This is a genomic window from Bacillus sp. SA1-12, assembly GCF_000981385.1.
Lineage (GTDB): Bacteria > Bacillota > Bacilli > Bacillales > Bacillaceae > Metabacillus.
This window is the reverse complement of sequence record NZ_LATZ01000134.1, coordinates 17,283-43,707: the sequence shown is the minus strand read 5'-3', so window position 1 is coordinate 43,707 and position 26,425 is coordinate 17,283. Positions and strand designations below refer to the sequence as shown.

Genomic DNA, 26,425 nt, shown 5'->3' with positions numbered 1-26,425 from the left:
TAAAAACTGCTATGTTACACTAATATTACGATGAGAAGAAGGAGTGCTCATAATGAAAATAAAATCAATTGAACCTACTCCAAGTCCAAATACAATGAAGGTGCTTTTGACAGAAGAGCTTCCCTCTGGAAAAAGTAATAATTATAAAAAGGACCAAGCGGAAGAAGCGCCGGGTATTATTGGTGAAATTCTTAAAATTGAAGGAGTAAAAGGAGTTTATCATGTAGCGGATTTTCTCGCTGTTGAAAGAAATGCTAAATATGATTGGAAGGATATACTTGCTCAGGTTCGCCAAGCTTTTGGGGAGGCTGTAGACGAAGAAAGCCGGGACGGCAAACAGCTAGATGAAGCGTTTGGTGAAGTGAAGGTTTTCGTTCAGATGTTTAATAATATTCCTATGCAGGTTAAATTAACCGATGGAATGTCAGAAGAACGTTTTGGTTTACCTGACCGTTTTAAAACAGCTGTTTTAGCAGCACAACAAGCGAACGAAAACATTGTACTGGATCGTCAGTGGAAGGAACATGGAGTAAGATATGGCGAGCTTGCTGAGATTGGTAAGGAAGTTGTAGATGAGATAAGTGCTGCGTACTCTGATGAGCGATTACAAAGACTTTTGAAAGCTGCCACTGCAATTGATAAGCAAACAAATCCGCCGAAAAGAAAATCATATAAAGTAACACTTGAAATGTTAGATGATGAAGATTGGTCTGTAAGATTTGCTCATCTGGAGCAAATGGATCCAACAGAAGATGATCTCCCTGTTTTAGAAAAAGCTTTAAATGATGAGAAACCGTCAATTAGAAGGCTTGCTACAGTTTATTTGGGAATGATCGAAAAGCCTTCTGTCCTCCCTTTATTATATAAAGCATTAAAGGATAAGTCTGTTACTGTTAGAAGAACAGCGGGAGATTGCTTATCTGATATTGGTGATCCACAAGCAATAGTTCCAATGATGGAAGCATTAAAAGATAAGAATAAACTGGTAAGATGGAGAGCGGCCATGTTTTTATATGAAGTAGGGGATAAAACGGCAGTTCCTGCTTTAAAACAAGCAGAGGATGACAATGAATTCGAGGTTAGCATGCAGGTGAGAATGGCGATTGAACGAATTGAAGGCGGCGAAGCGGCAAAAGGGTCAGTCTGGAAGCAAATGACTGAAAGCAGAAAAGGATAAAATCTTATTGTTAAATATCACTTTTGAGTATTTGCAAAGGCAGATTCTCTATAGTATTCTTTAATTACTTGGAGAAAGATTCGGAGGGATTATTATGTCAATGGCATATGAAGAATATATGAGACAAATTGTGATGCCCATGAGAGCAGAACTGACAAATGCAGGATTTCAGGAGCTGACGACAGAAGAGGAAGTAGAAGCATTTATAAATATTGCAAAAGGTACAACGCTTGTTGTTGTTAACTCTGTATGTGGTTGTGCAGCAGGTTTGGCACGCCCTGCAGCTACCCAATCTGTTTTAAATACTGAGAAAAAGCCTGATCATCTTGTTACTGTATTTGCCGGACAAGATAAAGAGGCAACAAGCAAGATGCGTGAATATTTTAAAGGATATGAACCATCATCACCATCAATGGCGCTAGTAAAGGATGGCGAGGTTGTTCACTTTATCCCTCGTCATGATATTGAAGGGAATTCAATAGAGGCGATCATGCAAAATTTAGAAAGTGCCTTTAATAAATATTGCTAAGAGAAGAGGCTGTCTCATAAGGGTCTGACCCCCTCCACTAAACTCAGTATATAGAATTCTTAAGATCCTATATATTGAGTTCGAGGGGGCTGGCCCTTTAGTTTTGAGACAGTCTTTTTAATTGCAAAGAAAGTAGAGAAAAGTAATGATTGTTACAACTTCAGGAAGGCCAGATACTCATTTAATCCAAACAGCTATGGAGATTGCTTCTGAATTGAGTGCACAATTTTTAAAACGCAATAAACAAGCTGTTTCTGATTTTAAAAAAACTCATCAGGAAAATATCCTTGTTGTAGGAAAGAATCGTTTAGAGCTTCATTTATTAGATCAAGAAAATCCTTTGTTTTTTCACCCAAATTCTGCAATGTTTCGGATTAAAAGGCTTTTAAGAGGCGAAAAGGATCCTTTTTGCGAAGCGTGCAACCTTCAAAAAGGAGATTTCTTTTTAGATTGTACACTTGGCTTGGCATCAGATAGCATTATTGCTAGCTACATAGTTGGTGATAAAGGCTTTGTTAAAGGGATTGAAGAAAGCAAAAGCTTAGCTTACATTGTAAAAAAAGGGTTGAAGCAATGGCAAACGGGCTTAGATGTTTTAGATCAGGCGATGAAAAGGATTAATGTTTCGATTAGTGATCATTTATCCTATTTACGACAATGCCCTGATCGTTCATATGATGTTATCTATTTTGACCCAATGTTTGAAGAAACCATTGAAGGATCAATTGGAATCTTACCTTTAAAAAGTGTCGCTAATTTTTCAGCACTGCATAAAGAAGCAATAATGGAAGCGAAACGAGTTGCGAGACGGAGGGTTGTCTTAAAAGACCATTGGAGAAGCAGCCGATTTCAAGAATTCGGTTTTACTGTCCACATTCGAAAATCAGCTAAATTCCATTATGGCGTAATAGAAATTTAGCGATAGTAAATGATAAAAATGTGGAGGTGTTGAAGATGCCAAAGAGAAGAAAAGATCCTTCAAGAACAGGTTTAAGTTCTCCTAATGTGGAGGGTCAAGGAACGACGATGAATGAAGCAGAGGGAAAACAACTGGATTCAGCTAGAAAAAAAACAAAAAGAACCTAGAAGCGTAAAAACGGGTGCCCTAAATTGAAGCATCCGTTTTTATGTGAAGTATAAAGGAGACTCTATTTACTTAGTTTTGGTGTCTTGTTCCTAAGAACGAGACGTGAAAGTGCAGTCAGGGTGATGGAAGTCGTGTAATTGACGGCCAGCGCCAAAACAAAATGCACTTCCCCTTCCATATATGCTAAGTCAATCTGCTCTTCGTGTTTCCTATGCCGCACCTTTACGTGGAGTAAAGAGAGTTAGTGTTTAAATGAATTTTTAATTATAACTGTCTGTAAAAGTCCGGTAAGTCTTGCTAATCATCAGTATGGATAAAAATGAAAGTCTCATTTTTCCCACCTTAACGGGCAGTATAGTGAGTTCGTGTAAAGTATATTTGTTAGAAATCTACTGCCCATAAAGGTCAGATAAGTCTCGCTAACCATCAGGCTTCAGCATACGTAGCTGGGCAAGGCGTTTCCGATTTTTTAATATGTAAGTTAGTCTGTAATCTCTACATAAATAAAGTAGGCAAGAGTTATAAAGCAGCCAATAAAGAAAATTGTATCATAGCTCATCATTTAGCCCTCCTAAAGTGATATCCTTAATATGCGTTCGTACAACTTATTTTAAACGTTTTTTCTATTTATTAAAAGAATTATCGTTGATTTTATTGATGGTTTGTATAAATTTGTAACCAATTTGATATATTCATACTACTAGGTATATGTTAAGATTGTAGTATACTAGAATTTTTGGAAGGAAGAGCCAGTATGAATAAATGGTTAAGAAAATCACTCTTCATTATGTTTTCAATCGCAACCTTTGGGCTTGTTACACCTCCTGCCTCTTTAGCCGTACAGGAAAAGCCTGCAGAAGATACTGTTTCTAAATCTCCGCTTAAAGATGAAAGCGTAGATCAATCTGCAGCTGCCAGTATTGAAGTAGAACAGCTCCCACCTTCAAAAGATCAAGTTATTTCGACCATTCTGTTAGAAGCAGAAGAGAAATCATATAGTAAATTTGGAGATAAAATTAGCGTTGTAATTGAAGATGAATTTAAAGAAGTGATTTTTCCAAAAATGGAAGAAATCATTACATATTATTTAAATGTAGAGGATGACGAATTATTTCAACAGCTCGCTGTTTCAAAACCATCCGGCGGAACAAGCGAAAAAATCTTTCATATTTATAATACGGAAACAGGTGAAGATGTTCTGCGTTTTCATGTTCGCAGAGAAAATCGTCCTTTAGAAGGCTATTGGTTCAATTTCCATTATCATACGTATCACGATTCTTTCCAATCCCATAAAGATTTAGGAAGTATTTTTTGGGATAAAAATACCCCGCCAAATTGGATGAGCTATGTTAATTAATTTGGTAAAAATGATAAATAAACGATACTAAAAAGCACGTAGTATAATAGCGTGCTTTTTTATATGCCGTCAGGTAACAGGGGAAGATAGTTTAATAGACCGATATATGGTATGATAGAGTAAAAGAATTGTAGAGGAAATAGTTTAAAGTTGCCAGCCATTTTTGTGTGGCTTAAACGCCCAAATTACTGAATCTACCACCCATATTATCTATTACACCTGAGAGGATGTACATCATGAAAAAGGGTTTAATTTTCCTTCTTGTATCACTTATCTGGACCCCCTTTTATCATTTAGCATTTGCTTCTCCCGACGGGATACCGCTTTCGTCCTATTCCTTTGTTTCAACTGAAAAAGTATTATCAAAACCGGTATTAGGTGGTATGATCTTGCTTCCTGATACATCTTTTTCTGAAGAAGATGCACTTATTATGATCAATAATTTACAAAAAATAGATGAAAATATCTTGATTCTTGCAGCAAATGAAAAGATTCAAATTAAATTGTTTAATGGATCATTAACAAATCAAAATGGGTTAAGGAGTTTGAAAGATACAAAACCAAGGGGTTACTCTGAATCAGACCCCAACTGGAATCAAGTTCCTGGATTAAGTTTAGATAGAGTTGTATATGCCAAAATTGGCCATAGTGAATATGGAAAGGGCCATGGATCCGTTTCACTTGAACTTCATGAAATGGCACATGCCATCGATCGTTATGTCTTTCATTATATCCGAAAAGACCCTAAATTTCTTTCCATTTGGAAGCAAGAGGTTGGCCAGTTATTCCCACTCCAATCTTATTATGGCAATTTTCCAGAAGAGTATTTTGCAGAATCGTTTGCCTTGTATTATTTCAGTGAAAATACAAGATCCACCCTTGATAAAAAGGCACCGATGACATCATGGTTTATACGATCATTAGAAAAACAAGCAGCGGAACGCCTTAATAATCACTATGATAATCTCAATAAATAATGGTAAAATACATGAAGTAGTATATGTAAGGGAAGTGGCAAAATGAAGCAATATTTAGATTTGTGCAAACATGTTTTAGAAAACGGGGTAAAAAAAGAAGATCGAACTGGTACAGGTACTATTAGTACATTTGGCTATCAGATGAGATTCAATCTCCAAGAAGGATTTCCATTAATGACAACCAAGAAACTTCATACAAAATCCATTTTCCATGAATTGCTATGGTTTCTAAAAGGAGATACAAATGTGAAATATCTCCAAGAAAATGGTGTCAGAATTTGGAATGAGTGGGCTGACGAAAATGGAGAGCTGGGCCCTGTTTATGGTCATCAATGGAGATCATGGCCTGGAAAAGACGGTTCAACTATTGATCAGATTTCCAATGTTGTCAATCAAATAAAAAACAATCCGGATTCCAGACGATTAATCGTGTCTGCTTGGAATGTGGCTGACGTTGATCACATGGCCTTACCGCCTTGTCACTGCTTTTTTCAGTTTTATGTTGCAGAAGGCAAATTATCATGCCAGCTATACCAACGCTCCGCTGATGTCTTTTTAGGTGTACCATTTAACATTGCTTCATATGCATTGTTAGTTCATATGATGGCCCAGGCAACAAATTTAGAGGCAGGGGAGTTTGTTCATACCTTTGGAGATGTCCATATATATTTAAATCATTTAGATCAAATAAAAGAACAATTGCAAAGAGAGCCTAGACCTTTGCCAACTTTAAAAATTAACAAAGAAGTAACATCGATTTTTGACTTCAATTTTGAAGATTTTTCAATTGAAAACTATGATCCGCATCCACATATTAAAGGAGCTGTAAGCGTGTGATTTCTTTACTGTATGCAATGGATAAAAACCGATTAATCGGAAGGAATAATCAGCTCCCATGGCACTTGCCTCAAGATTTAGCCTATTTCAAGAGAGTGACCATGAATCATAAAATTGTAATGGGACGTAAAACTTATGAATCGATTGGAAAACCATTGCCTGGCAGGGAAAATATTATTATAACAAGAGACAAAAATTTTTCATGTGAAGGCTGCAAGGTTCTTCACTCCATTGATGAATTCTTAGCGCTCGCTAATAAGTGTGAGGAAGAAATATTTGTTATTGGAGGTTCCGAGATTTTTAAAGAAATCCTGCCTTATACAGATCGTTTATACGTTACACATATCTATCATGATTTTGAGGGGGATACATACTTTCCAGAAACTGAGGATAACGATTGGAAAGTGATCTCTAAAGAACCAGGTATAAAGGACGAAAAAAATCCTTACGATTTTGATTTTGTTGTTTATGAAAGAATGAAAAACTAAGTTAAAAAGCAGACTCTAAAACATATTCACTTTATCCCTTAGCAGGGCCAGAAGCGAGCATGTTTTTGATTGAGTCTGCTTTTTGTTTTTATTAGACATATTAAAATCCCAATAAGTTGGACATGCTCCTTGACATCCAGTTTAGAAGGACCAAGAAGTGTAAGTGCAGTCCGTGCGACAGATGTCGGGCTTTTTACTTCCAACGTCTAGCCCCCGCAAGTCTAGAAGCTAAGGAATTGATGCCAAAGAACGTCTTCTACTCCTTAGCTTCTTATTTGCCCAAGGCTGGTCGCAGGCGCTTTCGCTTTTGTTTTTATGGCAAGAGGTAGAAAAGAATTGAAAAAAAGTGAAAGACAGAACCTGCTAATACAAACAGATGCCAAATAGCGTGATGATATTTAAATCCTCTCCATACATAAAAAATGGCACCAACTGTATAAAGGACTCCTCCAATAACTAATAAAGCAACCCCGTTGGCAGCAATATTCGCCGTAATATCATTCCAAGCAAAAACAATTAACCACCCCATAATGACATACATTACGGTGGAAAGGAACACAAATTTTTTAACAAAAAATGCTTTAAAGATTGTCCCGGCGATGGCTAGTCCCCATACAATTCCGAACAACGTCCAGCCAACCCAGCCTTTAACAGCAATAAATAAAAAGGGTGTATAGGTTCCTGCAATAAAAAAGTAAATAGCGGAGTGATCAAGTATTTCAAAAAAGTCCTTTGCTTTTCCAGCTGGAAAGCTATGAACAAGGGTCGATGCCGTATATAATAGCAACATCGTAATTCCAAATATAGTAAAGCTAATAATATGCCATGCTGTTCCATATATTGAAGAAAAGACAATTAAGACAACAAGTGCTGCCATACTTAATAATCCGCCAATTCCATGAGTAATTGAATTGGCAATTTCTTCGCCTTTTGAAAATGTATGTGTATTTGCCATATAGGTCCCCTTTCATATGAAAGCATTTCGATCATGTTTTTATCTTAACACATTATATTCTTTTAAAGGGTTCAATAGTTAATTTCAATCTTAATAGGACAGATCATTTATCAAACTTAGTTTAAAGAATTTAGCATTTTCAATCAAGCTTCCAATCTCTGCAGTTTATGAAAGCTGTTACATTTTAAAATTTATTAAAACTTTTCGATAATTCCTTTATATTTTGAATATTCATGATATAATTTTCTATTAACAAGCAGTTGAAAGGGTCGTGAACATGAAGCAAACTATCAATGATTTACAGAAGGTATATGTTGAAGATATTTTAAAAGCGCATCATTTGTTAAAGGATGTTGTTACTCATACACTCTTGCAAAAGAATGAACAGCTTTCGGATAAATATCAATGTAATGTATATTTAAAGCGTGAGGATTTGCAAGTTGTACGCTCGTTTAAAATTCGAGGAGCGTTTAATAAGATTAAACAGCTTAATGAAGGACAAACTGTTAACGGCATCGTTTGTGCAAGTGCCGGGAATCATGCACAAGGTGTTGCATATTCCTGCCGGCAATTAAAAATTCACGGTAAAATTTTTATGCCTTCTACAACACCCCGCCAAAAGGTATCGCAAGTGGAATTATTTGGTAAAGAGTATGTTGATATTATCTTAACAGGAGATACATTTGATGATGCCTATCAAAAAGCTGTAGAATGCTGTGAGCAAGAAAATCGGACATTCATTCATCCTTTTGATGATGTTGATGTCATTGCAGGGCAAGGAACCGTTGCGGTTGAAATTTTAAATGATATTGATGTTGAGGTCGATTTCGTTATTGCCAGTGTCGGAGGCGGTGGTTTAATTTCTGGCTTAGGATCTTACTTTAGAAGTATTTCCCCTTCAACCAAAATGATTGGGGTTGAGCCAGAGGGTGCACCATCATTATTTAAATCCAAAATTGAAGATCAAGTTGTCTCACTTGATGAAATTGATAAATTTGTAGATGGTGCGGCTGTTAAAAGAATCGGGGACAAAACCTTTGAAATTTGCAAAGAAGTTGTCGATGAGGTTTTACTTGTTCCTGAAGGTAAAATTTGTACAACAATTCTAGAATTATATAATGAAAATGCGATTGTGGCAGAGCCGGCTGGGGCGATGTCAATTGCTGCACTTGATTTATTAGGTGATCAGATTAAAGGGAAAAACGTTGTATGTATTGTTAGCGGCGGTAATAATGATATTGGCAGAATGCAAGAAATTAAAGAACGATCAATGATTTATGAAGGTTTACAGCATTATTTTATTGTAAACTTCCCTCAGCGTGCCGGAGCACTAAGAGAATTCTTAGATGAAGTTCTTGGACCAAACGATGATATCAGCCGTTTTGAATATACCAAAAAGAATAACAAGGATAATGGTCCTGCCCTAGTCGGAATCGAATTAAAACAGCGGGAAGATTATGGTCCATTAGTTCAAAGAATGAAGAAAAAAGGCTTCCATTTTACAGAGGTTAATAAAGATAGCAATTTATTTCATTTACTGATTTAAAGAGCTCTGTTAATCAGCCTCTTGACTTCTGGGAGACTCTGTAGCACAAACCTGCGGAGTCTCCTTTTCCATTATACAGCAGTTATTTCATTTATCATCTTCATAGCCGTCAATACAAAGATAGGCTGTGACAAAACGAATAAAAAAATCTTTATACATGACATTTTTAGACAGACTTCATTAAAAAATTGGGTTATAATATAAGAAACGGGTAAAAAAGAGGATTGATAACTTGTTATTAAAAAGCCTAGAGTTCAAGCTGATGAATGGACAGAAGGTAAAAATTACTGATATCCCAGTATTGGAGGAAGATAACAAATACCGTTTCATGCTTCAAATCCGTTTACAAACGTTTTTAACCACAATTTATGCTCAAAAACAACCAAAAAGCATTTATTCATTTAAAGATTACTTAAAAAAGGTGATAAAATGGCCTGATTATGAGGCGATCTTTGGATCCTTTATTTTGAAAAACAATGCATAGTAACAGAAACAATGGGGCAGTCTCAAAAGGGTAACCCCTCCAACTAACACCGCTATACAGGACCTTCCTGCTAGGTTGGTACTAAATAGTGTCATTTGGAGGTAGGACCCTATAATATGAGACAGCCCTTTTTTTTTAGGTAAAGGTGAAAATTGTTTTTGATATAGTTAAAATTTATGAAGTGTAATAAAACGTTTACAAATGCTGTTCATTGTGGTATTGAAACATAGTGGACAGAAGGTAAAATAGAAGATAGTACTTTTGGGATGTGATGTAAATTGAGCAACGTGAAAATCGTGACAGATTCTACGTTAGATATCAGCAAAGAAATACTTGAAGAATATGATATTACCGTTATACCTTTATCAATTACCATTAATGAGACCACCTTTACAGATGGGGTAGACCTTTTCCCTAATGAATTTATAGAGATGATGAGAAAAACGGATGAACTGCCTAAAAGTTCACAGCCGGCTGTGGGGAAGTTTCTAGAAGTTTATGAGTCTTTCGCTGCGGCAGGCTATACAGTTATATCGATCCATATGGCAAATAGCTTAAGCGGAACGATTCAGTCGGCACAGGCTGCGGCACAGATGTCTCAAGCAGAGGTTACAGTTATTGATTCATTATTTATTTCTAAAGCATTAGGTTTCCAAGTGATTGAAGCGGCTAAAATGGCGAAAAACGGTTTAACTCGTGAAGAAATAGTACAAAGAGTTGAGGAAATTAAGAAAAATACGAACCTATATATAACTGTAGACACTCTAGAAAACCTTGTGAAGGGCGGAAGGATTGGCAAGGGAAAAGCCTTAATTGGATCATTGCTAAACATCAAACCTATTGCAAGTCTTCAAAACGGTGTATATACTCCGATTGGTAAAGTAAGAAGCCATTCACAAGCTGTTAAATTTCTGGTCAAACAGTTTGCTGAGGATGTAAAAGGAAAAACGGTAAAATCTATTGGGATTGCTCATGCAGATGCAATAGATTTTGCCTTAAAGCTTAAACAATCGATACAGGAAATAAGTCCTGATTTTGCAGTTGATATATCGTATACCACTCCAGTTATTTCAACACATACTGGTCCCGGTGCTATTGGATTTATGTATTTTGCAGAGTAATAAGAAATTATAAGAAGCATGCAGGCTGCCTCGAAGAGATTCCGTCTTTTTGAGGCAGCCTCTTCATTTATGCTTTTATAACTCTTGGTATGTCTCCCTTAAAATTTGTTCATTATTTGAACCACATATACCATCTATGTTTTGAAATAACTTGATATTCCTAACATATAATTTAACAATACAAATTGATCATTATGGTGGTGAGGGATAATCGCAAAAAAAGTGTTGTTTTTTGGAGACTTTGGCATTGATGATATTATTGCATTGCTTTATGCGTTCTATAGTAAAGAAATTGACCTTGCAGGAGTAGTTGTTGATTATGGAAATATCCCAAAAGAAAATGCAACAAGGACAGCAACCTATCTGCATGAGATTACAGGACGTACAAATGTTCCGATTATTGGAGGAGCTGTTCGTCCTTTGACAGGAGAATATCCAATCTTTTATCCTGAAATTCATGGAGAATATGGAATGGGGCCAATCATCCCAAAATTAAAAAAGGAACCCCCATCTGAATTTGAAAATTTCCACGAGATTACAACGATTATAAATGAATACGAATCAGATCTTGTAATCGTTAATGTTGGAAGATTAACATCCCTTGCTACAGCAATTGTGCTATACCCCAATTTGCTTAAACGTGTAAAAGAGTTTTATGTGATGGGAGGGGCATTCCTCTACCCTGGTAATGCATCCCCAGTAGCAGAGGCTAATTTTTATAGTGATCAATATGCTGCAAACCTTGTTCTTACATATATGGAAAATGTGAAACTATTTCCGCTGAATATAACAAATTATGCGATTATCCCAGAAATTGTAATGAAAGAACTACATTCATATTCCATGGCAAAACAGGACCAAATTGGTCAGATGCTTAAACCAATGATTGATTTTTACTCAGATTGGTATAAAAAGAGAGATCCTACTATTTCAGGGGGGCCAATGCATGACCTTCTTACTTTATGGGCTGTTGCGAATAATGAATATTTTCAATACTTAAGAAAACCAGTGAAGATAGATACTAGTAACGGGGAAGCAAGGGGATTAAGTATAGGTGACTTTAGACCGTATTCGAAGCTTGCGGACTATCCAATCCATAATATTGCCATACGATTCGATTATCATCAATTTATTTCTGATGTTGTTAAGACCTTTAAAAAGGGATTGACTTAGTAATGACAAAAAATCTTCACATGCTTTACCTTTTATTAAGGCAGTTAATTTGGTACACTTTTACAAGGTAATGAAAAGCGAAGGGTGAAGATTAGTTGAAGAAAATAAAACAATGCCTTGTATTTGCCATATCAGTTTTTGCCATCATGATCATTTCGGCATGTGGCAATACATCGCCAATAAAAAATCCTTTAAATTATGAGGTTCAGTCCTTTTCATTCAAAAATCAGGACGGACAAAATGTTTCATTAGAGAGTTTAAAAGGGGACGTCTGGATTGCTAACTTTATTTTTACTAGTTGTGAAACAGTTTGCCCGCCAATGACTGCACATATGAAAGAAATTCAAAATCGAATGAAAGAAGAAGATATAAATGCTAAGATCATTTCTTTCAGTGTAGATCCAGAAACGGATACACCTGATAAACTTAAGGAGTTTGCAGCACCATATTCCATTACATTTGATAATTGGAGCTTTTTAACTGGTTATACTCAAAAGGAAATTGAGAATTTCGCCATGGAAAGCTTTAAAACAATTGTTCAAAAACCGTCCAACTCAGATCAAGTTCTTCATGGAACAAGCTTTTATTTAATCGATCAAAACGGGGTTGTAATGAAAGATTATAGCGGAGTTGAAAACCCTCCTTATGATCAGATCATAGAGGATATGAAAGCATTACTTTCGGAATAAACTGTTTTCCAAGGGGGCAGATTACTCTAACACAATATATAGAAGTCTAAAGTGATTAGGATTCCGTATATTGATGTATTGGAGGAGTCGGCCCCTTTTAAGATAGCTTTAAAACTTCCTATAATGATATAATGGGGGGCATTAGACTAAAAACCAAGGTGATCGTATGATTCGAAAACTTACTATAATATGTTTGATCTGTCTGTTGTTAACAAGTTGTGTGTCAGAACAAAGCGCAAAGCTGGAATCGAAACCATATTCTCTGCCAACGAAAGAGCAGCCTGCTGAAGAGTTCATTCCAAAGAGGATAAGATTAGTTGGAATTGGGGATTCATTAACTAAGGGAGTAGGGGATGAAACAAATAGCGGCGGTTATGTAGGAATGGTAACTGAAAAGCTTGAACAACAAGACGATATTCATGAGGTAAAAGTAGAAAATTTTGGTGTGAGAGGGTATAAAACAAGGGATCTTCTTCGAAAGCTGAAGGATGAAATAGTGACTTCAAGTATAAAAGATGCTGATATTATTGTCATGACAATTGGGGGAAATGATATTATGCATGTTGTCCGAAAAAATATTTTTTCTCTTGATTTTGAACCTTTTCGAGAAGAACAAAAAAACTATGAAAAAAGATTTAAGGATATTTACAATACTTTACGTGAGTATAATTCTTCAGCAGTGATTATTTATGTCGGCCTTTATAATCCTTTTAAATATATGCTTCCGCAGTTACCTGAAATCGATACAATTATTAAAGAATGGAATACAGCTACACAAGAAATCATTAAAAATGACGATAAAGCTGTTTTTGTTTCAGTTGAACAAATATTCTCAAACGAATCAGATGAAAGATTGCTTTATAAAGATGAGTTTCATCCAAACGAAATAGGGTATTCCTTAATAGCAGATAAAGTGTATAATACGTTAAAAATTGAGGGTCTTGACCAAGATTTAATTGGTAGAAAAGAGTGAGTGTCCTTTGAATAAATGGAAAATATCGTTTTTAATCTTACTTAGCTTGAATTTATTGTTCGTACTTTTGATTTCTGCCTTCTTATTAACACCTGATAAAAAGCCTTCTGAACAAATAAATCAGGCTGACAATGCAGAAAAAACCGTGCCTTTTATGATAAGTACTGACAAAAAATCGTTAACAGAATTAATAAATCATTACTTAGTTGAAGAGACAGATCAAGAGAACTTACAATATCGCGTAGAACTAAAAGAAAATGTCAATGTTTATGGGGTCATAAATGCATTTAATAAAGATATTAATATGGCCTTAATTCTCGAACCAATCGTAAAACCTGATGGGAATATGCAATTATATGTCAAAGAGCTATCAATTGGCAGGTTAAAGTTGCCTGTATCATATGTATTAAAATATATGACCACATACTATGACCTTCCTCACTATGTGGTGATTGACTCAGGAAAAAAAATAATTGATATCAATCTAGATCAGTTAACATTTAAAAATGGACTCAGCGCACGAGCGGAAAGTTTTAATTTAAAAGAGGACAATATTACTTTTCAACTGTTTGTACCTTTGCCTTAAAGGGCTGACATGATAAATGTTAGCCCTCAAAAGTAGTTATAAATTCACATGATAAAAAATGATTCGAAATACCCTCTATTTTTAGCCTAGTATGAAGCTGGTAAAACATGTATACTAAAAAATAAGCAAGAAAATGATGGTTTTCCTTTTAAAAAACAGGGGAAACAGAAGTTGTTATTCTTTAAGTATGATCACTTAAACCTGATTTAGATGAATTTACTATATACTTTGCTCCATCCCCTTTACCACAGAAAAGAGGAGGATTTTTTTATGTTTTGTACAAACTGTGGGGCCAATCATATTGAAGCCAATGCTAATTACTGTTATCTTTGTGGGAAACCGCTCAATAAACCAGATGATCCAAAAGCGAAGAATTTAAAAAGACTACAATTCCTCCTGCCATTATTAAGTCTTATTCTTGTCTTTATTATTCTCTATACTACAAAACTCTATGAAACCAAAGTGAATGCAAAAGTTATTGCCTTCCAAGAAAAAGCAGAGGAAGCGGCTTTAGCAGGGGAGTACGATAAAGCGTTACGTAACATTGAAAACGGCCTCTCATATCGTAATGATTACGAAATATTAAAGCAGGATAAAGAAATGATTCTTGTGATTAAAGAGTTAAAAGAAGAGTTAGATGCAGTGGAAAAGAAAATAATGAATGAGCAATTTGATGCTGCAAAGAGTGAGATTGATTTATTAAAGAGCCAGGTTGATCATAATAATCAATCACCGTTATATATCAGCCTTTCACAAGATATTCAACAAGTAGAAATAAGTATTACGGTTGGCGAAATGAAGGAGGAAATAAATAAACTTACGTCAATTGATGAACTTGCCAGTAAGTTGTCTACCTTATATACTTTGGAGCTTGCTGAAGCGTCGGAGTTAAAACAGCAAATATATACGAAAATGGTGACGATTAGCGCTATAGAGGCTGAAAAACGTATGGAGGATAAGCACTTTAATCAAGCAGTTAGAGTAATTGACGAAGCACTGCAATATGTAGTGAATAATGAAAAGTTATTATCATTAAAAGAGAGAGTCATTGCCGAAAAAGCAACCTTTGAAAAGGCGGAGCAGGAGCGAATCGAAAAAGCCATGCTTGCTGCAAAAAAAGAACAAGAACGGAATACAAGAGAGGCTGTTCAGTTAGCAATCAGTAATATAAAGGTTGATAAATACGGTGATGCCTATATAAATGGAAAAGTGAAAAATAGTGGGACTGATACAGTACATTCAATCGTGATTGAATTTAATGTATTAGACCAAAATGGGAAAAAGCTGGAGTCTGGTAAAACCTCTGTTTTTCCGAATAAACTAGAACCTGGTCAATTAGGTGATTTTGAACATGTCACATATTCTGCAAAAGAAAATGCGAAGATAGAAATAACGAACATATCCTGGCTACTAGAAGAGAAGAAAGGATAAATTATGAATAAGAAGCTTTTAGTATTAAGTATTTGCTTGTCAGTTATTATATGGATATGTGGCGGATTTGGTGTTTTATATATAAAAGATAAAATGGCTAAACAGGTATTCAGTGAATCCTTGCTTCTTAAGAATGATGATTTTCTGGAAAAAGAAGAAGCAATTCCTGATTTAAAGGAAATTATTCGTGAAGCTCAGAAAAAGGTTGTCATGGTGGAATTAGATGACGGTTCAGTAGGCTCAGGCTTTTTATATAATAACAAAGGCGATATCATTACTAATGCTCATGTCATTAATGGGTCAAAGTCAGTAAAAATTAGAACGACGGATGCAAAGGGATTTGAAGGAAGAGTAATTGGGATGAGTACAGAGACAGATGTTGCTGTAGTTCGTGTGGATGGCTTAAAAGAAACCGAGCCTCTGCCTTTGTCACCTAGCTTAAAGCTTGAAATCGGTGATGAAATACTGGCTTTAGGCAGTCCCCTCGGCTTTCAAAATACAGTGACCACCGGAATTATCAGCGGGACTGACAGAGAATTACATGTAGACCCCTATGTATATGAAAATGTTTATCAAATTTCAGCACCTATAGCTCCTGGCAATAGCGGTGGTCCATTAATAGACCGTCAAACGGGAATGGTAGTAGGAATCAACTCTGCTCGTATCGAGCAAGGGAATATTGGGTTTAGCATTCCAATGAATTCGGTCTTACCACTTGTTAATAGTTGGTCTGAAACCCCGATGAAAAATCTTCCCGCACCTTCAAAAGCAGACGTTTCAGCCGAAATTAATGAAAATGAAATGCTAGAGACATCTGATTACTTAGTAACCTATTTTATTGAAAGTATCCATTATCGTGATTTTGTCACAGCTTACTCTTTGCTGGGTAGTAAATGGCAAACAAATATGGACTATGATACATTTCGCAGACGATATTTGAATACTATTTCTATAAGTATTACGGATTTAAAGACAGAGGTAAGGAATAATCATATTCTTGTCAAAACTGCCTTAACTGCTAAAGAGAGAAATGGCAGAGAACAAGTGACTAATAACTATAAGGTGAACTTTGAAGTAGCATATGAAAATGACCAAGCTAAAATAATAACAGAGAAAAAAATAGAATGATCATCTGGTTCATTTTCATCTGATGTGAATAGTGATTGTTTTTTGCTGTTCATACTAATCAAGTGAGGAAACCTTGGGCATATAAAAGATGATAGGGGGATTCTTAATGAAGAATAAGTTTGTATTATTCGGGATTGTTGCGATCTTAATTTCAATCATTTTTGGAGGGTTTGCCTACCAACACTTTGTCGCGGAAAATATGGATGAAGTCTATTTGAATATTGGATATTGTACATTATTTTTAAGTATTGCAGTCTATTTATGGCATATGAAGGACGAAAAACAAAAAAATAATGGTTGAAAAACGGGCTGTCTCAAAAGGAATTATGACCATTATTTTGAGATAGCCCATTACTATTTAAGTATGATAATTATTGAGCTTCTTCTTCTGTTGTATCAGCTTCAGCGCCTTCTTCAGTTTCTGTTCCTTCTTCTGTTTCAACGCCTTCTTCAGTTTCCTCAGTATTTGTGTTTTCAGTATCTGTTTCCTCTGTGTTGTTACATGCAGCCATTAAAAATACAGCAAGTAATGATGCTCCGACTTTTAATAATAAGCTTTTTTTCATTGTTTTTTCCTCCCATGTAACGAATGAGTAATCTTTTTTGAACCAGCTGGCTCAATCTAATAATAATGGATATTTTCGGCGTGTATACGTTTTTTACAAAATCTGTACATACTCTTTAAAAACTTTAAATGCAGTTAAAATTTGTTAATACTATTTACAGTAAATTATTGAAAAAGTAGGTAATATGGTTATTCCTCCCGTACTTAATCGGTCAGTAGTCTTAGGTATTATTTTCGCAATTTTAACGGGCAGTAATCCCTTAATCAAGGTAGGATAGTTATTCATTTGATAATTGAGGGGTGAAACTGCCCGTAAAGATCCGATAAGTCTCACTATCCAACAGTAGAAAACCATTTACTGTTGGAAGTCTCGCTTTATCCCATCTTAACGGGCAGTAATCCCTTAACCAAGATAGGATAGTTATTCATTTGATAATTGAGGGGGGAAACTGCCCGTAAAGATCCGATAAGTCTCACTATCCAACAGTAGAAAACCATTTACTAATGGAAGTCTCGCTTTATCCCATCTTAACGGGCAGTAATCCCTTAACCAAGATAGGATAGTTATTCATTTGATAATTGAGGGAGGAAACTGCCCGTAAAGATCCGATAAGTCTCACTATCCAACAGTAGAAAATTCCTTACTGTTGGAAGTCTCGCTTTATTAAAGCATTCTAAACATATTTTTTTATGAGCTGGAAAAAATGTAGGTAACACTTTACAAGGAGGGGTTGTTTTGACTAAAAAGAAGGATAACTTAAGTTATGAATCTGATGGAAAAATGGGAAAAGAAAGAAAACAGCTAACGAAACAATCGGATAAAAGTGACAAACAACTGTTTTTTAATTCAACGCAAAATAGTGAATAAGCAAATTGGAGAGTGGCTTCTCTTTAAGAGGAGCCACTTGAGCTTTTGTTATTCTTATTGGTTTAGCTGAGCTCTTTTAATAAATGAAAGCTCATCCTCAATAAGACCGCATACTCCACATTGAATTCTATATTCTGGCCCTTTGTATGCAACATGAAAAGGATCCAGAGTTCCTTGTTCCAATTCCTCTACAATATCTCCTGTTTGCGGATTTAATTTTACTGATTTAACATGTTGTTCAATTATATTAAATCGTGAACGATTTGTCTTGCAGTTCGGGCATAAGTAGGGTGCCGGCATAGTTATTACACCTCCTAGTATTTTACAAACTAGCATGTGTAAAATCGTAAAAAATATGTATAAAAAACGATAGAGGCTGCTATTAAAGGGTTAAACACCTTTGATAGCAGGCTCTATCGTTTTTTTTATGCATGTTATGCCTTCAATAATTTATTAAATAAGGTAATAAAGTTTTCGATATCTTGATCACTAAAGTCATTAAACTTTTCTAATAAAAAGTCAGTTTTCTTTTTTTCAAATAATTCCAATGTGTTTTTACCTTTATCAGTTAAGTGAAGATCTACAATTCTTCTATCATGAACAGAGCGGACACGTTGGATCCAGTTTTTCTCAATTAATGAGTCAGTTACTGCAGTAATATGGGAAGCAGATACATTTAACATTTTTGATAAATCAGATGATTTTTTGGATCCTTGTTCGTAAAGGGTTTTTAATATGAAAAATTCATTTCTAGACATTTCATTTTCATAAACAAGATTCATATCTTGACGTAATTTTCTGTATACATGGCGCATAAGTGCTTCCATTTCATACATTTTATCTTGACGACTTTTCAAGCTAATTTCCTCCGAACCTACAAAATATTCTTTTTTTTAGACTAAGGAATGTTTTTAAATGTGTCAAGTTGTAAACAAAGATTACTTAGATGATTACCTCTATTTTTATGTTGCTTTACAATAGTTAGAGGAAATGAAGGTGTACATCCGATATGAAAAGCTATTATCTAATCAAACAGTTTACTTTCATCCATTTTGCAATATGCTATATAATAAGGACAATGATAAAATAAGGAGGCATTTCACATTGGTAAATAGTGACAGATTTGAACTTGCAACTTTTGCAGGGGGATGCTTTTGGTGTATGGTGCAGCCATTTGATGAGCTTCCAGGGATTGTAAGTGTTATATCTGGTTATACAGGTGGTGATAAAGAAAATCCTACCTATGAGGAAGTTTGCTCAAATACAACCGGGCATCTTGAGGCTGTACAAATTACCTTTCAGCCGGAAATTTTCCCATATGAAAAACTATTACAGTTATTTTGGCAGCAAATCGATCCAACAGATGCGGGCGGTCAATTTTTTGATCGTGGAGAATCGTATAAAACAGCGATTTTTTACCATTCTCCAGAACAAAAAAAATTGGCTGAGGAATCAAAGCAGCAATTAGAAGCAAGCGGACGTTTTTCAAAGCCGATTGTTACGAAAATACTTGTAGCAAAACCATTTTATCAGGCAGAAGAGTATCATCAAGATTTTTATAAAAAAAATACAACTAGGTATAAACAATACCGATCAGGTTCTGGAAGAGACCAATTTATTGAATCTTATTGGAAAAACAAAGAACAGAAAAGTTTAAGAGAATCTTTAACACCGATGCAATATGAAGTAACCCAAAACAGCGGTACTGAGCCACCTTTCCGAAATGAATTTTGGAATCATAAAGGAGAAGGGATCTATGTCGACATTGTCTCAGGAAAGCCGTTATTCAGTTCAAAGGATAAATATGACTCAGGCTGTGGGTGGCCAAGCTTTACAAAACCAATTCAAGAATTCGAAGTAGTTGAAAAACTTGATACCTCACATGGGATGGTCCGAACAGAGGTTAGAAGTAAAACAGCAGATTCCCATTTAGGTCATGTCTTTAATGATGGACCTGGACCTGACGGGCTCCGTTACTGCATTAATTCAGCAGCTTTAAAGTTTATACCAAGGGAAGATCTAGAAAAAGAGGGATATGGAAGGTACGTTTCTTTATTTCAATAAGAGGTAAGAATGCGTTGCCATTGATAGGTAAAAAAAGAGTTTTACATTATGGGAGATGATAAGATGGCAGTTTTGGGATTTGAGCATGTCGGTATTCAAGTTGCAAATATAGAAAAGTCAATTCAATTTTATCAAGAAGTAGTGGGGCTTGATTTATTGGATCGATTCATACATACTGACGGAGATAAGGACCTTGCATTTTTAGGTGTAAATGGGGAAATTATTGTTGAATTTATTGAAGGGTATAATCCTAATCTTCCGGACGAAGGAAAAGTGCATCATGTTGCCTTTAAAGTTGATAATATCGAGGAAGAACAAAAAAGACTTGATGAGGCAGGGGTTGAATGGATTAATAAAGAAATTACAACCCTTCCTAATGGTGCAAAATACATCTTTTTTAGAGGGCCAGACCAGGAATGGATCGAGTTTTTTGAGAAGTAAAATCGTATAGGATGTCTCAAAGGGGCTGTTGTATATATAAAGCAGCCCTTTTTTATTTGCCTAAAAAATGGGCGAATGCACATACCAAACACCCACCCATGACATAAAGTAAAGGGAAATCTAAAATAGGCAAATGAGGAGTGAAAGAAAATGCATTGCTACTATGATCATGGATATCCTTACGGACACGGTGGATACGGTTCTAGCTTTGTTTTAATCGTTGTACTTTTCATCTTATTAATTATCGTTGGTGCAGCTTACCTATAAAATACACAATTGATAAAGAGCTCCGTATGTGAGCTCTTTTTTTTATCATTTCATAAGGTATATGAGAGTTGATTATTGAATTTGCTGCTCTGTTGATTGGAGGGTATGTGTGCAAGACTCCTGCGGGAAAAAACAGGACAAGAGAGCTACTTCTGGAGCAGAGCGAATGTGCCTATGTTGGAAAATCAATAATCAAAAGCTACTGATATAACTGTGAAATATGTTAACTTAAATAATAATTTAGTTGACATACAATCTTTCCCTCCATTACCATTAATTTAGTACAAAAATAATGGGGGAATGAAGATGAATTGGCAACATTTAGCTGAGGAAGTCATTGCAGGAAAAAAATTAAATGAAGTGGAGGCAAGGGCCATCCTGCAATGTTCTGATGATGATATACTATTACTCTTAAACGGTGCCTTTAAAATTAGAAAACATTTTTATGGAAAGAAAGTTAAACTCAACATGATCATGAATACAAAATCAGGGATATGTCCTGAAAATTGCGGTTATTGCTCACAATCTGCTGTGTCAACAGCACCGATAAAAAAATATAGAATGCTAGATAAGGAGATAATTTTACAAGGTGCACAACAAGCCCATCATTTAAATGTTGGTACCTATTGTATTGTTACAAGCGGAAGAGGACCGTCAAATATGGAAGTGGAACATGTTGCAGATGCAGTAAAGGAAATTAAATCAAAATATGGGTTAAAAGTATGTGCTTGCTTAGGAATCTTAAAGCCTGATCAAGCAAAAAGGCTAAAGGATGCTGGTGTTGATCGTTATAACCATAATATCAACACCTCCCGCAGCCATCATTCTGCAATTACAACCAGTCATACATATGATGATCGAATAAATACGATTGAAACAGTCAAAATGAGCGGGATATCACCTTGTTCTGGCGTAATCATTGGTATGCGTGAATCTCTTAATGATGTCGTTGACATGGCGTATCATTTAAGAGAATTGGATGCAGACTCTATACCTGTAAACTTTTTGCATGCCATTGATGGAACACCATTAGAAGGAACTGATGAATTAAACCCAAGATATTGTTTGAAAGTTTTGGCATTATTCCGCTATGTTAATCCAACAAAAGAGATAAGAATTTCAGGCGGACGAGAAGTGAATTTAAGGACATTACAGCCCCTAGGACTTTATGCGGCAAATTCAATATTTGTAGGTGATTACTTAACAACAAAGGGTCAAGAAAGTACAGATGATCACAAAATGCTTGAAGATTTAGGCTTCGAAATAGATTTTCACGTATATAGCAATTAAAGCGAGACAACCAACAGTGCGATTTACTTCTTCCCACTGTTGGTTGTCCTAAGACGTATCGGATCTTTATGTTCTGTTAACACAAACTAATTCAATAATTCGTCGACAGTTTTGAATTTGGTGTTATACTGCCCGTTAAGATGGGATTATTCTTGTTCCCAGTTAAGCTTTAAGGTTTCATTCCAATTCATAACAAGCTATAATAGAAAAATCTTATTGCTGGGGGAATGAGGAATGAAATCTTTTTATCATTATTTAATGAAATATCGGCATCCTAAGCCAAAGGACGAGATTTCAAAATTTGCCAATGAGGCATATCAAGATCATAGCTTTCCAAAAAATGCCGATACATATGATGAGGTAAGTTCTTATTTAGAGATGAATGGTCTTTATTTATCAAGTATGTCGATATTTGATGAGGCGTGGGATCGTTATCAAAATGAGATTTTAAAACAACTATAATGGATAATAAATTTGTCATTAAGCAATCAAATTGCCTTTTTTATTAATAGCTGGTTCTGGTTAGTCGATATTGACGACTGATTGGACCAGCTTTTTGTTTTAATGGATAAATAATGAATTCGGCTATTCTTAGTGGCAGCAAAGATCTAACCAATAGATGCCCATGACGATTTTTGAAAATTAGCATATACTATCATATCCTTCATAATCACGACAAAGGAGAGATGGATAGTGAAAAATACAAACAGGCCAAAATTTAATATTGGGGATATTGTCGTGATTATTATGTATGGAACAGTTGGGACAATTACAAAGTTGCATAAGGTTGATCAGCACTTTGTTTATGAAGTAAATCACAGTGACACCTTATTCTTCGAAAACGCTTTGCAATTATATTCTGATTATGATGGTACGGTGATTGAATCGGAGCAGATTAGTATAGAGATCCTCTATCAAATTGGGGATATTGTGATTGTTAAAGGTTATGGGAGTACATTATTCCGCATCGTGGGTATTCGAACAGAAGTTTGGAGATATGCCGATGATGGATGGGAAGAACTAACATATGAATTAACCAGGATTTCAGATGGTGCATGGCTGGAAGCAACTGAAGATGAGATGAGCTTAATGGTGGGCAACCAAGAGGCGGATTCATTCATTCAGCAACTTCACCTAAATAATACAATCGGAGAGAAAGGGCATTTTTCAATAATGATGATGAATCAACATAATAAAGGTGAAACAGAAGCTTCAAAAGAGCTGCTGAAACGAAAAAAAATGATTGATGAATTATTGGATATTTATAATGATTATAAAGCTTTATACGAACTGTTCAAAGAACCAGAATATAAAGAAATGATGGATTACATTTTGAAAAGGCTGCGTAACTATTAAATAACGGACTTGGAGCATTAATTAAACAAAGTCAATAAAAGATATAAAAAGTAAGGGATACAGAAAAATAGAATCCCTGAAAATAACCCTTTTATCATTAATTGTAAAAGCTTTTCATAACCCGGACCATCTATAAACTGAAGGAATTTATTGGTCTGATGTTCCTCTTTCACGATTATCTCTTTTTGATTCATTACTTTTAACATTTCGATCACCCCTGTATAGTAATGTAAGAGCTTGTCCATCTAAAACTATTTATATGTACAAGGTTTTTCTTTATTCCTCCATTTAAGACTCCAATTTCTCATTTTTTTGAGCACTGTAAAACTTGCCGGAATAATTTCTGCCACTTCTACCACCTTTTCAGCATGTGTCAAGAAGCATCCTTAAGACTGTAGGGTGGAAGGCTCTAATATCCTTCCTCTGTTTCCGTAATTAATTTTTTAAATTTACTGACATATGTCCTTTTCTTTGGACATAAACAATAAGAGGGGGGCGATATTGTGAAGGAAATTGAAGTGATAATTGATACAGAGGAGATTGCTGAGTTCTTTTACAATGAGCTCACAAAAAGAGGGTATGTTCCAGGAGAAGAAGAACTGGAAGAATTAGCAGATATAACATTCGATTACCTTCTAAAAAAATGTATTATTGATGAAGATTTGGATTTTGATATGGGTGATTAATAATTGCTGACATTGGGGGCTGACCATAAAAAAGATTGTAGCCGTCAGCCACAACCAGAAGTAATTTTTACTTTTTACTTGAGATACTAGCTATCTCTTTTTTTTTTCGGCCAATGAAGGCAGTGGCAGTTTACCCATTGCTATTAACATGTGAAGATCACGCTTTACTTCTTTTGTAATATCCCCATCCTCAACGATCATTCCTCTTTCAAAATCTTTAATCATGGAAATTTCAGTAAACCAATCACTACGATAAGGAAAAAGATGTGAGACATCATCCCATGCATTAGATAGTGAGGGACTTAATATTTTTTGATCATTTTGAACTTGTTTAGAAAAATTGTGTGGCCAATAGTCGCTTCTAGACGCAGTATGGATGATATGATTTGCAAAATGCATGATAGAGTCAAAATAAAGATTTGAAAACAATATGGAATAGAGCTGCTTCCCAATCTTTATTCGGTCCTGCACAGAAGAAAATTCACGTACTTCAATACCAGCCAATGAATAAGTTCTTAAAAAAGGATAACGTTTAAATGGAAAAATAACATGAGTTAAGCCCATTTTTTCTTGCAAAATAAAGGTGAAAGTCTTAAAAATTGACTCATTTGTTGTTTTTAAATTGATCAAATGTTTTTCAATATAATGTTGTTCATTGGTAATTAAAGCTAAAGTTAAAAATTGTGAATTAGCTGACAAGAGAAAATGCTCCCATACCGGTATCATAAATTTTGTTATTCCTAACGCTGGTAGCAAGTGAAAGAAGGAGGTGTTTTCTCTTTTACTTAATTCATAAAGCAGCAGCTGTGGATAGGCATCATGAAATATTAAGGCGTTTGCTCGTTCTATAAAATGGAATAATTTCTTCTTTTCTTTCTCAGATAAAAAGCGTCCGATTAAAGAGCTCTTTAAGTCAGTCATATTATATCCTCCATTACGGGAAACCATATGTGCAAGTAAAGACCAATGAATTTCATTATGGTTGTTAAAGAAATGGAGATATGCTTTTGTACGAGTTAGATTATTAACATTATGTTTTTCGGTTTCACTTTGAATAGTTCGTATTAACCTGCGCTCATTTTGGGTTGTTATAACCGGGGAAGGATGGGCTAAAGTTTCTTTAAGATAATTGTATAGGTTCTGCCGAGCATCCTCTGATATAGAAGAGGATTCATTATATTCATTTTTGTTTTTTTGTTGAAAATTAAAGAGCTTTAACATTCCGTACATTTGTTTCATCCTTTTGTAAAGAGGAATTAATACTCTCATAATAACTTTAGGTTATAATGGATGTATTATTGTATGAAAAAGTGAAACCTTTGTTCTTTTATGTCGTATATATATTTATAAAATGTGAAAAGAGGGATCAAGTATGTTACGAAAAATCCTTAAATCAATTGTCTCAAACAAGCATTCCCATCAACGCCATTATAGTTCAAGCGATTTTAAACGCCGTAAGAGTGGTTATCATCCATCAAAATATGGCCATCAATATTATAAGAAAAAGCATAAATCAAGTGGTTTTTTTAGCTCCTACAGCAGTTAATGAAAAGAATTTATTCAAAATTAATAGAATTAAGTGAAACTCCTTTAAAGACCTCTGATTGGATTTGCGGTAAATACAAGATTATTGAAATGATAGGGAAGGGCAGTTATGGGTTTACGTATCTAGTAAAAGATGATCTTGGCCAAATTTCTGTATTAAAACAATTACGGAGATATAAAATGCTCGAAGCATCAGGACGTGAAGCATTTAAACGCGAGGCCCATACATTAAAGGCTCTAAACCATCCGGCTTTTCCTGTCTTTTACGAGCAATTTGAGGACAATCAAAAGCAATTTATTGTGATGGAGTATAAAAAAGGTAAAACATTTGAGGATCTTATCTTCCAAGAAAATAGTGCCTTTTCAGAATCAGCTGCTTTGAAAGAACTATACGAAATATTAAAATTAGTACGGTATATCCATGGAAATGGCTATGTTCATCGTGATTTAAGAATTCCAAACATTTTAAAAAATGAAGAAGAATACTATATCATCGATTTTGGGCTTGCCAGAAAAATAAATGATCAATCTCATAAAATTGAAGAAAACATAAACCATTTAGAGAAGCGATTGTTTAGGGAAGTTTCCTTTAAAAGTGACTTCTATGCTTTAGGACATTTTTTATTGTTTTTACTTTATTCCTCGTATGAACCAACATCTAAGAAACAGCAAAGCTGGGAAGAAGAATTGCAAATATCGTATTCTGCAAAAAAAATATTGCGGAAAATGCTGCAATTAGATGAACCATATTATGAGGTATCATTGCTTATGAATGATGTTGCGGCATGTATATAATGGGAGGAAA

At 35.1% G+C, this 26,425-nt stretch carries 34 protein-coding genes and 1 pseudogene; 29 read left to right on the top strand and 6 right to left on the bottom strand.

The genetic code is table 11. The annotated features are described in order from the left end of the window. Positions 1–52: 52 nt before the first annotated feature. From WQ54_RS29735 to WQ54_RS29705, 8 genes are all read left to right on the top strand, one after another. The gene (locus WQ54_RS29735) at positions 53–1,177 is read left to right on the top strand and encodes a conserved virulence factor C family protein (RefSeq protein WP_046590228.1); all 1,125 of its coding nucleotides are present in this window, start codon (positions 53–55) and stop codon (positions 1,175–1,177) included. 94 nt (positions 1,178–1,271) lie between these two features. Beyond that, entirely contained in the window at positions 1,272–1,706 is a 435-nt protein-coding gene (locus tag WQ54_RS29730) for a BrxA/BrxB family bacilliredoxin (RefSeq protein WP_046590226.1), read from the top strand. A gap of 145 nt (positions 1,707–1,851) precedes the next feature. Beyond that, the gene (locus WQ54_RS29725) at positions 1,852–2,625 is read left to right on the top strand and encodes a class I SAM-dependent methyltransferase (protein ID WP_046590224.1); all 774 of its coding nucleotides are present in this window, start codon (positions 1,852–1,854) and stop codon (positions 2,623–2,625) included. Between the two features lie 35 nt (positions 2,626–2,660). After that, complete coding sequence (locus WQ54_RS33180) at positions 2,661–2,792, top strand: YuzL family protein (RefSeq protein ID WP_084822384.1); 132 nt, start codon at positions 2,661–2,663, stop codon at positions 2,790–2,792. Positions 2,793–3,547: 755 nt separating this feature from the next. Beyond that, positions 3,548–4,150: a YpjP family protein gene (locus tag WQ54_RS29720; RefSeq protein WP_046590222.1), complete on the top strand. Its 603-nt coding sequence runs from the start codon at positions 3,548–3,550 to the stop codon at positions 4,148–4,150. A 236-nt stretch (positions 4,151–4,386) separates the two neighbouring features. Then, positions 4,387–5,127 carry a hypothetical protein gene (locus WQ54_RS29715; RefSeq protein WP_046590220.1) on the top strand — a complete coding sequence of 247 codons (741 nt, stop codon included), beginning with the start codon at positions 4,387–4,389 and terminating at the stop codon, positions 5,125–5,127. A gap of 42 nt (positions 5,128–5,169) precedes the next feature. Next, positions 5,170–5,964 (top strand): thymidylate synthase, encoded by a 795-nt coding sequence (locus WQ54_RS29710; protein ID WP_046590219.1) that lies wholly within the window; start codon positions 5,170–5,172, stop codon positions 5,962–5,964. After that, the gene (locus tag WQ54_RS29705; protein WP_046590217.1) at positions 5,961–6,452 is read left to right on the top strand and encodes a dihydrofolate reductase; all 492 of its coding nucleotides are present in this window, start codon (positions 5,961–5,963) and stop codon (positions 6,450–6,452) included. Before WQ54_RS29710 ends, WQ54_RS29705 begins: the two co-directional genes overlap by 4 nt. Positions 6,453–6,765: 313 nt before the next feature. Here the strand turns inward: WQ54_RS29705 and WQ54_RS29700 are convergent, their stop codons facing one another. Next, positions 6,766–7,407 carry a hemolysin III family protein gene (locus WQ54_RS29700; protein WP_046590215.1) on the bottom strand — a complete coding sequence of 214 codons (642 nt, stop codon included), beginning with the start codon at positions 7,405–7,407 and terminating at the stop codon, positions 6,766–6,768. Positions 7,408–7,684: 277 nt separating this feature from the next. Between WQ54_RS29700 and ilvA the strand changes: the two genes are divergently transcribed. The 10 genes from ilvA to ypmT all read left to right on the top strand — a co-directional run bounded on the left by ilvA (position 7,685) and on the right by ypmT (position 16,839). Further along, positions 7,685–8,953 carry a threonine ammonia-lyase IlvA gene (ilvA, locus tag WQ54_RS29695; protein ID WP_046590213.1) on the top strand — a complete coding sequence of 423 codons (1,269 nt, stop codon included), beginning with the start codon at positions 7,685–7,687 and terminating at the stop codon, positions 8,951–8,953. A gap of 232 nt (positions 8,954–9,185) precedes the next feature. Next, entirely contained in the window at positions 9,186–9,437 is a 252-nt protein-coding gene (locus WQ54_RS29690; protein WP_046590211.1) for a DUF2535 family protein, read from the top strand. A 278-nt stretch (positions 9,438–9,715) separates the two neighbouring features. Beyond that, positions 9,716–10,558 (top strand): DegV family protein, encoded by an 843-nt coding sequence (locus WQ54_RS29685; protein WP_046590210.1) that lies wholly within the window; start codon positions 9,716–9,718, stop codon positions 10,556–10,558. Positions 10,559–10,780: 222 nt separating this feature from the next. Continuing rightward, a complete protein-coding gene (locus tag WQ54_RS29680) occupies positions 10,781–11,731 on the top strand; it encodes a nucleoside hydrolase (RefSeq protein WP_231597701.1) in 951 nt (316 codons plus the stop codon). A gap of 146 nt (positions 11,732–11,877) precedes the next feature. After that, the gene (locus WQ54_RS29675) at positions 11,878–12,420 is read left to right on the top strand and encodes an SCO family protein (protein ID WP_046590500.1); all 543 of its coding nucleotides are present in this window, start codon (positions 11,878–11,880) and stop codon (positions 12,418–12,420) included. A 166-nt stretch (positions 12,421–12,586) separates the two neighbouring features. Further along, on the top strand, positions 12,587–13,393 hold the full coding sequence (locus WQ54_RS29670; protein WP_046590207.1) for an SGNH/GDSL hydrolase family protein: 807 nt from the start codon (positions 12,587–12,589) through the stop codon (positions 13,391–13,393). 7 nt (positions 13,394–13,400) lie between these two features. Continuing rightward, positions 13,401–13,979, top strand: coding sequence for a YpmS family protein (locus WQ54_RS29665; RefSeq protein WP_046590206.1), 579 nt, complete (start codon positions 13,401–13,403; stop codon positions 13,977–13,979). A gap of 270 nt (positions 13,980–14,249) precedes the next feature. After that, positions 14,250–15,410, top strand: a complete 1,161-nt coding sequence (locus WQ54_RS29660; protein ID WP_046590204.1) for an FxLYD domain-containing protein — start codon at positions 14,250–14,252, stop codon at positions 15,408–15,410. 3 nt (positions 15,411–15,413) lie between these two features. Beyond that, on the top strand, positions 15,414–16,538 hold the full coding sequence (locus tag WQ54_RS29655; protein ID WP_046590202.1) for a S1C family serine protease: 1,125 nt from the start codon (positions 15,414–15,416) through the stop codon (positions 16,536–16,538). A 106-nt stretch (positions 16,539–16,644) separates the two neighbouring features. After that, positions 16,645–16,839, top strand: a complete 195-nt coding sequence (gene ypmT, locus WQ54_RS29650) for a protein YpmT (RefSeq protein ID WP_046590201.1) — start codon at positions 16,645–16,647, stop codon at positions 16,837–16,839. Positions 16,840–16,909: 70 nt separating this feature from the next. Here the strand turns inward: ypmT and WQ54_RS29645 are convergent, their stop codons facing one another. Then, a complete protein-coding gene (locus tag WQ54_RS29645) occupies positions 16,910–17,104 on the bottom strand; it encodes a hypothetical protein (protein ID WP_046590199.1) in 195 nt (64 codons plus the stop codon). A gap of 735 nt (positions 17,105–17,839) precedes the next feature. Here WQ54_RS29645 and WQ54_RS35385 point away from each other — a divergent pair. Further along, complete coding sequence (locus WQ54_RS35385; protein ID WP_269431601.1) at positions 17,840–17,971, top strand: hypothetical protein; 132 nt, start codon at positions 17,840–17,842, stop codon at positions 17,969–17,971. Between the two features lie 54 nt (positions 17,972–18,025). Here WQ54_RS35385 and WQ54_RS29640 read toward each other — a convergent pair whose 3' ends face one another. Together WQ54_RS29640 and WQ54_RS29635 are read right to left on the bottom strand one after the other, a co-directional pair. After that, entirely contained in the window at positions 18,026–18,271 is a 246-nt protein-coding gene (locus WQ54_RS29640; protein ID WP_046590198.1) for a hypothetical protein, read from the bottom strand. Positions 18,272–18,405: 134 nt separating this feature from the next. Further along, positions 18,406–18,828 carry a MarR family winged helix-turn-helix transcriptional regulator gene (locus WQ54_RS29635; protein ID WP_046590196.1) on the bottom strand — a complete coding sequence of 141 codons (423 nt, stop codon included), beginning with the start codon at positions 18,826–18,828 and terminating at the stop codon, positions 18,406–18,408. Between the two features lie 133 nt (positions 18,829–18,961). Between WQ54_RS29635 and msrA the strand changes: the two are divergent. The 7 genes and pseudogenes from msrA to WQ54_RS29610 form a co-directional block, all read left to right on the top strand. Beyond that, positions 18,962–19,543 (top strand): annotated as a pseudogene (msrA, locus tag WQ54_RS35070) (peptide-methionine (S)-S-oxide reductase MsrA); the annotation flags it as partial. A gap of 45 nt (positions 19,544–19,588) precedes the next feature. After that, the gene (msrB, locus tag WQ54_RS35065; RefSeq protein ID WP_269431605.1) at positions 19,589–20,035 is read left to right on the top strand and encodes a peptide-methionine (R)-S-oxide reductase MsrB; all 447 of its coding nucleotides are present in this window, start codon (positions 19,589–19,591) and stop codon (positions 20,033–20,035) included. 63 nt (positions 20,036–20,098) lie between these two features. Next, entirely contained in the window at positions 20,099–20,476 is a 378-nt protein-coding gene (locus WQ54_RS29625; RefSeq protein WP_046590493.1) for a VOC family protein, read from the top strand. A 150-nt stretch (positions 20,477–20,626) separates the two neighbouring features. Further along, a complete protein-coding gene (locus tag WQ54_RS33175; protein ID WP_084822382.1) occupies positions 20,627–20,743 on the top strand; it encodes a YjcZ family sporulation protein in 117 nt (38 codons plus the stop codon). A gap of 306 nt (positions 20,744–21,049) precedes the next feature. Then, positions 21,050–22,033, top strand: a complete 984-nt coding sequence (gene bioB / locus WQ54_RS29620) for a biotin synthase BioB (RefSeq protein ID WP_046590194.1) — start codon at positions 21,050–21,052, stop codon at positions 22,031–22,033. Between the two features lie 234 nt (positions 22,034–22,267). Continuing rightward, positions 22,268–22,495, top strand: a complete 228-nt coding sequence (locus WQ54_RS29615; protein ID WP_046590193.1) for a YozE family protein — start codon at positions 22,268–22,270, stop codon at positions 22,493–22,495. Positions 22,496–22,780: 285 nt separating this feature from the next. After that, positions 22,781–23,389: a hypothetical protein gene (locus WQ54_RS29610; protein ID WP_046590491.1), complete on the top strand. Its 609-nt coding sequence runs from the start codon at positions 22,781–22,783 to the stop codon at positions 23,387–23,389. A 17-nt stretch (positions 23,390–23,406) separates the two neighbouring features. Here the strand turns inward: WQ54_RS29610 and WQ54_RS29605 are convergent, their stop codons facing one another. Continuing rightward, positions 23,407–23,595, bottom strand: coding sequence for a hypothetical protein (locus WQ54_RS29605; RefSeq protein ID WP_046590191.1), 189 nt, complete (start codon positions 23,593–23,595; stop codon positions 23,407–23,409). A gap of 297 nt (positions 23,596–23,892) precedes the next feature. Between WQ54_RS29605 and WQ54_RS29600 the strand changes: the two genes are divergently transcribed. Further along, a complete protein-coding gene (locus WQ54_RS29600; RefSeq protein WP_046590190.1) occupies positions 23,893–24,075 on the top strand; it encodes a YozD family protein in 183 nt (60 codons plus the stop codon). 90 nt (positions 24,076–24,165) lie between these two features. On the opposite strand, the gene WQ54_RS29595 is transcribed toward WQ54_RS29600, so the two are convergent. Further along, a complete protein-coding gene (locus WQ54_RS29595) occupies positions 24,166–25,305 on the bottom strand; it encodes a DUF2515 family protein (RefSeq protein ID WP_052738043.1) in 1,140 nt (379 codons plus the stop codon). Between the two features lie 142 nt (positions 25,306–25,447). Between WQ54_RS29595 and WQ54_RS34470 the strand changes: the two genes are divergently transcribed. Further along, positions 25,448–25,621, top strand: a complete 174-nt coding sequence (locus tag WQ54_RS34470) for a hypothetical protein (protein ID WP_197089696.1) — start codon at positions 25,448–25,450, stop codon at positions 25,619–25,621. After that, positions 25,621–26,415, top strand: coding sequence for a protein kinase family protein (locus WQ54_RS29585; RefSeq protein WP_046590186.1), 795 nt, complete (start codon positions 25,621–25,623; stop codon positions 26,413–26,415). Before WQ54_RS34470 ends, WQ54_RS29585 begins: the two co-directional genes overlap by 1 nt. Positions 26,416–26,425: the final 10 nt, after the last annotated feature.